Consider the following 507-nt stretch of genomic DNA (forward strand, 5'->3'; position numbering starts at 1 on the left):
AAGCCAGGAAATTGTGGTACCTGAAGAATCAGTGCAGTCCTGAACACTTGATGTCGGCGCCACAGAAGTGCAAGTGCCATCTTCAGTGCCTCAACATCTAGCTTGCCGATGGCACCAAACTGAATCAATATATTATAATCTGAATGTGCCTAAGATGCCAACAGATGATCTCCTGTGTACATAATTGTCTGCTGGAAAGAGGCAGGGACCCGCAACCTCATCTCAGTTGGTCGAGGAATAATGGGGATCTCTGGAGTCAATGGTTGAATGGCCGGCGAACATCCAAAGCAAGATTGCAGCAAGGCACTCGGCGTATGATGCTGCAAGATATTCGTAGCTGACAAGGTTGAGAAGCCCTTGCCTATCTGCAACTCAGGGTGTTCCTCGTTAAGAGCGCGTAGATAGGCGACAATGCGAACAGCCTTGAGGGAGTCCCCGCCGCTTTCAAAAAAGTCGCTGGTTATCCCCATACCCTCGTTCCGGAGCTCCCTCCGATAGATTGTAAGG

Annotated in this window: 1 protein-coding gene; it reads right to left on the reverse strand. The window is 49.9% G+C overall.

What is annotated here, in order from left to right; translation table 11 throughout:
- Window positions 1-149 precede the first annotated feature (149 nt).
- Window positions 150-470, reverse strand: coding sequence for an acyl carrier protein (locus tag GY791_06185; protein ID MCP4328009.1), 321 nt, complete (start codon window positions 468-470; stop codon window positions 150-152).
- Between the last annotated feature and the right edge of the window lie 37 nt (window positions 471-507).

This window comes from Alphaproteobacteria bacterium (assembly GCA_024244705.1).
In the GTDB taxonomy this organism is placed as follows: Bacteria; Pseudomonadota; Alphaproteobacteria; order JAAEOK01; family JAAEOK01; genus JAAEOK01.

Coding starts and splice junctions, on each gene's coding strand:
- GY791_06185 (MCP4328009.1), bottom strand. CDS start 470: ATGGGGATAACCAGCGACTTTTTTGAAAGCGGCGGGGACTCCCTCAAG.